The sequence below is a fragment of the Flavobacterium sp. BFFFF1 genome (assembly GCF_002256285.1).
GTDB lineage: Bacteria > Bacteroidota > Bacteroidia > Flavobacteriales > Flavobacteriaceae > Flavobacterium.
In genome coordinates, this window is the sequence record NZ_NKJE01000003.1 from 220,125 (window position 1) to 229,792 (window position 9,668).

The window sequence follows — 9,668 nt, forward strand, 5'->3', positions numbered from 1 at the left end:
CTACCATCCCCGCTTTTTATTGAGTTCTTCCTGCAACTCCAGCTCATCCTGCGGAATAACCTTTAGGAACGAGGGATGTTGCTCAATGGCATACTCCACTTTCTCAACAATTTGCTCAATCGTATCGTTCACATAATCAATATCCAGCGGTTCTTTAATCTGAAAAGTCTGCAGGATACCTTTCTTTTTCATCCGCAATCCTTTTTTGTCGAACGAACGCCGAAAACCATCGATTACGATAGGGACAACGACAGGTTTGTAGTCCTTGATAATGTGTGCAGTCCCTTTCCTGACAGGTTTAAAGGACTTTGTCGTCCCCTGCGGAAACGTAATTACCCACCCGTCATTTAACGCTATTCCTATATTTTCAGTATCATTCGGATTGACCTCGCGCTGAATGTCTTTGCCCTCTGCGCGCCACGTTCGCTCGACCGTAATGGCGCCGGCATAGGATAGAATTTTAGGCAACAATCCTGACGTCATCGTTTCCTTTGCGGCAACATAGTAAAGGTTGAGCTTAGGTTGCCACAAATAACCGATGTTCTTTATGTTATCCTCTCTTCCACTGAGGCTCGCGTTAAACACATGAAACATTGCCACTACATCGGCAAAATAGGTCTGGTGGTTGGAGATGAAGAGTACGTTTGTTTCAGGCAGCGCCTTCAGGATCTCAGAACCATCAATCTGAAGTTCATTGAAACCACGGTAACGCCGATGTGTCAGTGCGCCCAGGATGCGGATGAGCCACTTCTTAAGAAAAAAAATATGTCCAAAAGGATTTCTTTTCAACAATCCCATAATGATGTATGCTTTACAAAAAATGAAATGCAAACATACAAAAACTTACCCTTTAAGAGCCTGATTTATGACTTGTTTAAGTTCGCTAAGCATCATCGCCGTTGCTCCCCAGACGATATTTCCTTCAAAGTCAAACACGGGAACTTCAATGTTCTTTGAATAGGAAGTAGCAATTTCCCTGAGAAAAACATTCGAATCATCCAACAGCGAGGCAATAGGCAGCTCGATAATTCCAGCCACCTCGCGTGGGTCCGGATTAAACTCTGGCCTATGATGGCTTATCGCGAGAAATGGTGCAACCCTAAAATTACTTGGCGGAATATATACTTCCGAAAGGGGCAGCTGCACCTGAATTTCGTCAGCCGCAACACCAATCTCTTCGGTGGTTTCCCGCAACGCTGTGGCTTCTTTTGACAGATCATATGATTCCACTTTGCCGCCGGGAAATGCAATCTGCGACGAGTGCACGCCTTCGTAGGAATTGCGGACGATCAATACAAGATGGGTGATGAGATCCTTTGGGTAAAAATAGACGAGCACCGCCGCATTTCTGGGATTTATGGTGTCCCAATCCAGTTTTTTCATTGCGGCTTGGCGCTCCGGTGGCGACATTATGGCGTGTGCAGCCTCACCTGGAAGCGGTTGCATTTTTATTTTCGGAAGCAGTGCAAGAAAGGCATCAAAGTACATGAAATGCATTATTTTTGTAAAAGTAACGGAAAACCGGAATACAAAACCAAATTTGATTTTAAATGTATAGCAAAGAAGAAACGCAAAGGCTGAAACGGGAGTTCTGGATTGCCTTCGCAGAAAAATATCCGCGGAAATGGATGCTTTATGATACCAAAATTAAAGACGCCGCCTTCAAATTCTATGCTGACAATAAAAAAGCCCAGGTCATTATGGAAATCGAGCCACGAAGCGATCACAAACGGTTTCAGTATTTCGAGAAAATGGAATCCTTAAAAAACATCCTCCGCGAAGAACACATCAAAGACCTTGTCTTCGAGCGCCACTTTATTTTGGAAAACGGCAAGAAAGTCAGCCGGATTTGGGTCGAAAAAACAGGCTTAAGCATGAACAACAGGCAACATTGGGATGCCGTTTTTGAATTTTTTAATGACCACATGGATGCCTTTGAGCGCTTTTTTTATGAGTATTCGGATTACATCATGGATATCGATTTGAACGAATAAAAAATATCGTCAATTCGTCAATTCATTTCTTAAAAAATATATATTTGGAGAAAATCCAAAAAAATGAAACAACTATTATTGTGGCTTGCTGTGGGGCTGGTTTCGCCAATTTACAGTCAGACAGACTATACCTTTGTTTATGATAATGCCGCCATTATTGCTAATGGTTCATCATTTCACGATGCAGAAAAATTTGACGAAGCCATAGCGCAGTACGACAAAATCGTGCAAAACGACCCGTTATACCTTACTGCACAATACGAAAAAGCCCTGACGCTCGCCGCGATGAAAAAACCAGACGACGAAAGTGCATTGCTGCACGGTCTGCACGAGAAAGGCCTTTTTACTGAAATGCCATCGCTCTACGTTTTATATGGCAGTTGCTTAAGTGATCTTAAAAAATTCGACGAGGCAGAAAAGATCTTCACAGAAGGTGAAAAAGTAATTCCAAATTCGGGATCCCTACTGTACAATTTCGCGCTGATGTACGTCCGAAAAGAACAGTTGCAAAAAGCGGTCGACTACCTCCAAAAAACCATCGCAATTGCACCTTATCACACCAGTGCACACTATTTGTTGGGCCTCATCGCTTTTGAAAACGGCAAAATTACGGAAGGTACCCTGGCGTTGATGACGTATCTGTTGCTCGAGCCTGAAAACAGTCGCGCAGGAGAAGCCATTCGTGAATTAAACCAAAAATTCGGTCAAAATTATCTTGATAAACCGAAAGTAATCCTATCAAAATCAGGCGATCATTTTGATGACCTTGAAACCATTTTAAGAAACCAACTGCCGTTAAAGCCTGCTTACAAGGTTCAATCTGACTTCGATGACATTATCATCAGGCAGATTCAGGCTATTTCAGAATACGTGGCAAAAGACCATAAAATGGAAAACGGCTTCTTTGAAACGACTTATATTCCGTGGGTTAAAGACATGATGGAACAAAAACAATTTGAGGCATTTACCTATTACATGCTTGAAAGTAAAAAGGAAGCGCTCGGGAAAAAACTAACCTCAAAGAAAAAAATGGTTGAAGCTTTCAATGAAAATTTCATCATCAAAAGACTTGTAAATGCGTTTTCAAAACGAACAATGGACCACTTTGGCAAGTTCCAGGAAGTTACTGTGCTCTATAAAAATAACTACCCCATGCTAATCGGGCCGGTCAAAGATGGTGTGAGTGACGGTCGATTCAAATTGTTGAATGCCGATGGCGTTGTTATTGGTGATATCAACATCGTTAAAGATGAGCTTGATGGCCCTCAAAAGTACTACAATGCGAAGGGTCAGCTTGTCAAGGAAAACAACTATGTTCAGGGCAAACTGAATGGCCTTGAAAAGGAGTATTATGAGAACGGTAACCTTAGCGTTACGGCGAACTACAAAGATTCGGAATACGACGGCCTGGCAACCACCTATTACTTAAACGGTGGAAAGAATTGCGACGTGAATTATAAAAACGGTAAGCTGGACGGCATCACGGCCTGTTACTACCAAAATGGCAGCAAAAAAGTGGAGTCATTTTACAAAGATGGCAATCTGGAAGGCAAATACACTTACTACAATGCCGTCGGTGACATCACCGAAACCAGCACCTATAAAAACGGCAAACTTGATGGGCAGTACTTTGAATATTATGATGGTAAAACCGTGAAAACTGAGGCGCTTTATGCAAATGGATCCGTTAAAAACAGTTACAAGACCTATTATGCCAATTCGCTGCCGTCACGCGATATTGTTTATGAAAACGGAAAAATAAAGGTTTCAACACAATACAACTCAGCAGGCAAAAAGCAATCGGTGAATTTGTACAACAGCAAGGAAGAACTGGAAGGAATTGATTATTATGATGCTGCCGGAAATCTTTTCTTCCAGGAAAAGCTGCGATCTGAAGACCTGAAGAAAAGCCTACAGTACTTAAAATCGAGTCCGAAACCCATTGAAGTCAACACCGACAAAAAGACCTTTACGATCAAAGACTTCGATGGCCAACTGATGAGTACAGGCGGCTTTGAAAAAAATAAGAAAACAAAGGAATGGCGCTACTATAATGGTTACGGTTCTTTAAAAAGTACCGAGCATTACAGCGAGAACCTGCTCGATGGCCTGGATTACAATTATGAAACCAATGGCGATGTGTCATCAATCGTGAACTATAAAAATGACACGATCAGCGGCGTGTATGAAAATTACGACCATGGTAGGTTGCGCAGTATTTCTAACTATAAGGGAGGATCCATCAACGGCCCTTACAAAAGGTTTTATGCCGATGGGAAAGTAGTCAACGAATCGTATTATTCCGATGGCGAGTTAAACCGTGACTCATATACTTTCAGGCAGGATGGAACCCTTGCCGTAAAAACTACTTATGTTGATGGGGTGGCAAAATCAGTGGAATACATCGATTCATCTGGTAAAAAAGACGTTGTCGATTACAAAAACCTAAACGGCAAAGTGACCTTCACAAGAAATAATTTTGTAATGACGACTGCCGAAATGAAAAATGGACTCTACAACGGCGCGTTGGTTACAAAAGACAAAATGAACAATAAGGTTGCTGAAGGACAATATTTAAACGACATGGCAACCGGAAAAGCAACTGATTACGGTCCTTTAAGTGTACCCTCAAGCGAAGTTATCTATTACTGTGGCAAAGCAAATGGCACGGCAAGATACTATGATCTCGTCGGAAACGTCTACCTGACCAACGATTACGCTTTTGGCGACGACAGCGGAAAAGTAATCCGGTACTTCCACAACAAACAAAAATTGTTCGAGCATACCACTTTTGACGAGGCTATTGACGGTCCTTACACGTACTTCAACCAAAGTGGAAAACCAATTCTGATTGTGAACTACGAAAACGATGAAATGAAATCTTACACCCGAATTGGAAAATCCGGTGAATTAAATGAAACCGCTGCGATCGCAAATGGTACAGTGGATATCGTATCTACTTATACAAATGGAAAACCGGCCATTAAAATAAGTTACGATAAAGGAAGCATGAAGGGCAAATTCCAAATTTTTGGAGAAGACGGTAAAACCCAATACGAGAGTAACTATATAAAAGGTACATTGCAGGGTGTCAGGACAGAATATTTTTCAAACGGAAACGTTTATAAAAAGGAAAATTTTAAAGACGGTGATTATGAAGGCGCGCAGGAATACTACACGGAAGATGGCAAATTACGCCTGAAAGCCAACTACAAAAACGACGAATTGCACGGAAATACGGAGATCTATGAGAATGGAAAATTATTACTTACAAAGAAATATGACTCGGATGAACTGGTTGGAACTACCAAATAAACTTCTTTTAACGGCAATTTTAGGATTTGCAGCAGTTGCAAATGCGCAGACACCACTTCAGGATTACAAGAAAGCATGGCCCGATTTCAACGAAATTATCATCGAGGACAGCCAGTCTTACGACCTTTCTATCGAGGATAAAAAATTGAAGGTCATACAGGACAATCACTATGAATCGATGATCTTGTCTGAAAATGGCATCCAGAACAACTCTGAATCGTTCAGTTATTCTGAATTGGTGAAATTAAAAAGCTACGACGCATGGTCAGTGGTGAACAACAACGGTAAGGAAAAAAAGATTAAGGTCACGCAGTCCAATGAAAAACTTTCCCGCGACAATTCGGTGTTTTATAACGACGTCAAGGAGCGCCAGCTAATTTTTCCAAACCTCGAGACAGGTGCCAAAAAAGTCTATGATTACCAAACCGAATTCCTTGATCCTTTCCTCCTGCATAAATTTGTGTTTGGAAACAGCCTGCCTATAAAAAACTCGACGCTCGAAATTCGGACCGGGAAAGATATAAACATCGGCTACAAAATTTTCAACGACCCAAACAACGCAATTGAATTTTCAAAATCAGAAAAAAAAGGCAAGTGGATCTACAAATGGACATTAAGGGACGTGAAACCTGTGAAATTCGAATCGAACTCACCCGGATTTCTTTACATCGTGCCGCACATCGATGTTTATGTAAAAGATTATACCGTCGACAAAACAAATATCCCAGTACTTGATGATGTTCCCCAATTGTTCAACTATTATAAAGGATTTGTCAAAAACCTGAATAAAACTGAGAATGCCGAGTTGAAGGCAATCACGCTCGGACTCACCGCTGGACTAACATCCGATAAAGAAAAAATGAAAAGTATCTTCTATTGGGTAAAAGACAACATCAAGTACATTGCATTTGAAAACGGCTATGAAGGGTTTATTCCGCGAGAGGCTGGCTTAGTATGCGAACGCAAATTTGGCGATTGCAAAGATATGGCAAGCATCATAACGTCAATGGCAAGCTATGCCGGCGTGAAAGGCGTTTCCGTTTCATGGATTGGGACACGCAGCATTCCTTACTCTTATAAGGAACTTTCCACACCTGCAGTCGACAATCACATGATTGCGGTATTCAAGGATGGTGAAGAATATGTGTTTCTAGATGGAACGGACAAAGAAACGCGTTATGGCATTCCGACCTCATTTATCCAGGGTAAAGAAGCGCTTTACAACGAAGGCGAGACATACAAAATTATTCCTGTGCCGATAGTACCCGCCGAAACGAATGAGGTCAACGAAGAATTGTCATTAACGATTGAAAACAATAAGCTGATTGGTTCCGGAAGCGTTGCGTATAACGGTTTTAGCCGTAGTAACATCCTGTTGCAGATGGGCGATGCCGTCAACAAAACACGTTTTGAAATGATCAAAAGTCTGGTTCTGAAAGGCAATAACAAGTTCAATCTCAAAAATTACAAAGAAGAAAATTTGAAAGATCGGGACAAGCCGTACCAAATCAACTTTAATTTTGATCTCGACAATTACATTATCAAAGTCAATAAGGAAATGTATGTCAGTTTATTCCTCGACAAGGCTTTTGAAAAATTAATTATCGAAAAAGACAGGGTGGCAAAGTATGAATTTGACTTCTTAACCTATACAAACAGTGTTTACACGCTGGAGGTTCCGTCAAATTACGCCGTGAAATCACTGCCAGAACCGTTTAGTCTCGACAACGACTATTTTAAAGCGGATTTTGTCCATCAAATAAAAGGCAATACTGTGGTGTTGTCGATGAAATTAAAACAGAAAAAAATATTACTAGACCACCCTGATTTTGAAAAATGGAATGAAACCATTAAAAAACTGAAGTCGGCCTATAACGAAACCATAATTTTACAGGAAAAATAAATGAAAACACTCCCGAAAACAATCTACCTTCTCATTGCATTGGTCAGTACCTCACTATTCTATGCACAGGACTACACGTTCCAAACTTATGATTGGGATCCCAATGCCAAAAAAATTGAAATTCCTGAAAAGTATAAAAATGAAAATGAGGTCATCCTGAAAAGGGTGATTAAAACGGAAATCACCGTAAAGGATAACAAGGCAGCCCAGTTCCACCTAATGCACGATCAGGTTTACATCAACTCCAACGACGCGATAGAACGCAACAACAAGATTTACATTCCCTTTAATGAAAAAGAAAGTAGTATTACAACAAAGGCACGTGTATTCCAGAAAGACGGCAAAATCATAAACCTCAATCAAAAAGACGTTAAAGAAGAAACCGACGAGGAGCGCGGTGTAAAATACAATTACTTTGCCGTAAACGGACTTGAAAAAGGCGCTGTCATTGAGATGATTTATATTCTCAGGGAAATGCCTGAACTTGACGGCGAAACGCTGAAACTCCAGGACGAATATCCCATAGCTTCATTGGACTTTGAATTGATTTTTCCAGAACACCTCGTTTTTAAAACCAAATCCTACAACGGGCTTCCGGACGCTAAAGAAAACAATGATAAATTTCCAAAAAAGGGATCACTTTCAGTCGTCACTTCAGATATTCCGGCATTGACAGATGAAGAGAAATACTCGAATCGAGATGTATTGCTGAAAATGTTACGGTACAAACTCGACGAGAACCTGTATAACAACTCCAAAAACCTCTACAATTTTAAGGAATTTGCGACGATGATCTATGATCGTTTTAATCCTGAATTGGACAAAAAAGAACAAAAAACGCTGGATGAATTTTACAAATCAATCCCCAACGCTGCCAACACCCAGGACCAAATCTGGAACATAGAAAACAAGATTAAAAAAAGCATTACCTACAACCGTTTTATCGAGGGAAAAGAAAAACTAAACGAAATCATCACTTCCAAACAGGCAAACCAAAGTGACATCCTGAGGCTGTACCTCGCAGTTTTCAAAAAATTCAATATCGAGCACAATATGGTATTTACCTCAAACAGGTATAAAATCCCATTTGATCCGGAGTTTGAAAGCTACGAAAACCTAAACGACATGCTGATTTACTTTCCTGCGGTGAAAAAATTCATCACACCTACGGAAATTGAATACCGCATTCCGCTCATTCCGGCTAATATTGCGAACAACTACGGCCTTTTTATTAAATCAAAGGAATTTGCCGGGGTAAAAATGGGTATTGGAGAAGTGGGATTTATCGACATTCCGGGAACAGAAATCACGCATGACACGATGGACATCACAGTGGATTTTACCGAAGATATCGACAACCCACTCATAACCGATAAAATTAACTTCGGCGGCTATTCAGGTTTGAATTTCCAACCCATAAAAGATTTCGCCTCCGCCGAACAATACCAAACCATCCTTAAAAGTGTCGCTGAAAACTACACTGTGGACACAGAATACAAGACATTGAAATCAGAGAATGAAGGCACAGAGTTTATCGGCAAAAAACCATTCACACTAAACGTTACTTTTGAAGGAAAAGACCTGATGCAAAAGGCAGGAACCAACCATCTTTTCTCTGTAGGACAGGTAATCGGCAGGCAAATGGAACTGTACCAGGAAGACAAGCGAACCATGCCTGTAGAAATCGACTATCCGCATTCCTACACCCGCACGATTCGTATTTTACTGCCCAAAGGCACAACGGTCCAAAATCTTGATAAATTCAATATGGATTATAAAACGGTGATCAATGGGAAGACGGAGGCTGCATTTACAAGTAAATACACCCAGAAAGGCGACGAAATTGTTGTCGAGAACACCGAATATTATAACATCATCAATTATCCATTGGACAAGTTTGAAGATTATCGGGCGGTGATTAACGCCGCTGCCGACTTTAATAAAATTGTGATTATCCTTAATAAATAGGTGAAGATCCATTTCAATAAAAGGGCCTGCTGTAAAGCAGGCTTTTTTTATAGCTTCATTTTTAGCTTCTATTTTGGCGTGTCCCGGCGCTCACGAAAGATCAATGGTCGTGCCTGACTTGGCCGGGTCGGGCTCTGCGCTGTATCTTTTTTGGATGCCGCTGCCCTATGCTCCGCGCCCATCCGAAAAAAGGATGCCGCTTCCCCCGAAGCTTCGGGGCCTCACGCAGCCGATCCCACACTTGAGCTTCGCTTATCTTTCACTGACGGTAATCGACATTAAAAACGACCTCATACCAGATTCAAAATACCGCCGCCCAAGCACTTTGTGGCTCATTCAACATCAGTAGATGAAGGGTTATGCTTCGCCAGTTTGCTATCGCTCGTGTCAAAAAAAGGCAGCGACCCGAGGGCTTTGCCCGAACTGGCGAAGCACATACGCTCCCACTCCCGATAGCTATCGGGATGCAGTACTCCCGAAGCGTCGGG

The 9,668-nt window shown here is 41.4% G+C and carries 6 protein-coding genes; 4 read left to right on the forward strand and 2 right to left on the reverse strand.

Translation table 11 applies throughout. The features are described from left to right. Both CFE23_RS03265 and CFE23_RS03270 read right to left on the reverse strand, forming a co-directional pair. Positions 1–798: a lysophospholipid acyltransferase family protein gene (locus tag CFE23_RS03265; protein ID WP_291083947.1), complete on the reverse strand. Its 798-nt coding sequence runs from the start codon at positions 796–798 to the stop codon at positions 1–3. A gap of 45 nt (positions 799–843) precedes the next feature. Next, the gene (locus CFE23_RS03270; RefSeq protein ID WP_363331544.1) at positions 844–1,497 is read right to left on the reverse strand and encodes a CoA pyrophosphatase; all 654 of its coding nucleotides are present in this window, start codon (positions 1,495–1,497) and stop codon (positions 844–846) included. 53 nt (positions 1,498–1,550) lie between these two features. Here CFE23_RS03270 and CFE23_RS03275 point away from each other — a divergent pair, with 53 nt between their 5' ends. The 4 genes from CFE23_RS03275 (at position 1,551) to CFE23_RS03290 (ending at position 9,180) form a co-directional block, all read left to right on the forward strand. Beyond that, positions 1,551–1,994, forward strand: coding sequence for a DUF4268 domain-containing protein (locus CFE23_RS03275; protein WP_291083950.1), 444 nt, complete (start codon positions 1,551–1,553; stop codon positions 1,992–1,994). Positions 1,995–2,057: 63 nt separating this feature from the next. Then, a complete protein-coding gene (locus CFE23_RS03280; RefSeq protein WP_291083953.1) occupies positions 2,058–5,309 on the forward strand; it encodes a tetratricopeptide repeat protein in 3,252 nt (1,083 codons plus the stop codon). Further along, positions 5,284–7,212: a DUF3857 and transglutaminase domain-containing protein gene (locus CFE23_RS03285; RefSeq protein WP_291083956.1), complete on the forward strand. Its 1,929-nt coding sequence runs from the start codon at positions 5,284–5,286 to the stop codon at positions 7,210–7,212. Before CFE23_RS03280 ends, CFE23_RS03285 begins: the two co-directional genes overlap by 26 nt. Further along, positions 7,213–9,180 (forward strand): DUF3857 domain-containing protein, encoded by a 1,968-nt coding sequence (locus CFE23_RS03290; RefSeq protein ID WP_291083959.1) that lies wholly within the window; start codon positions 7,213–7,215, stop codon positions 9,178–9,180. The last annotated feature ends 488 nt before the right edge of the window (positions 9,181–9,668 follow it).

Coding starts and splice junctions, on each gene's coding strand:
- CFE23_RS03265 (WP_291083947.1), bottom strand. CDS start 798: ATGGGATTGTTGAAAAGAAATCCTTTTGGACATATTTTTTTTCTTAAG.
- CFE23_RS03275 (WP_291083950.1), top strand. CDS start 1,551: ATGTATAGCAAAGAAGAAACGCAAAGGCTGAAACGGGAGTTCTGGATT.
- CFE23_RS03270 (WP_363331544.1), bottom strand. CDS start 1,497: ATGCATTTCATGTACTTTGATGCCTTTCTTGCACTGCTTCCGAAAATA.
- CFE23_RS03290 (WP_291083959.1), top strand. CDS start 7,213: ATGAAAACACTCCCGAAAACAATCTACCTTCTCATTGCATTGGTCAGT.
- CFE23_RS03280 (WP_291083953.1), top strand. CDS start 2,058: ATGAAACAACTATTATTGTGGCTTGCTGTGGGGCTGGTTTCGCCAATT.
- CFE23_RS03285 (WP_291083956.1), top strand. CDS start 5,284: ATGAACTGGTTGGAACTACCAAATAAACTTCTTTTAACGGCAATTTTA.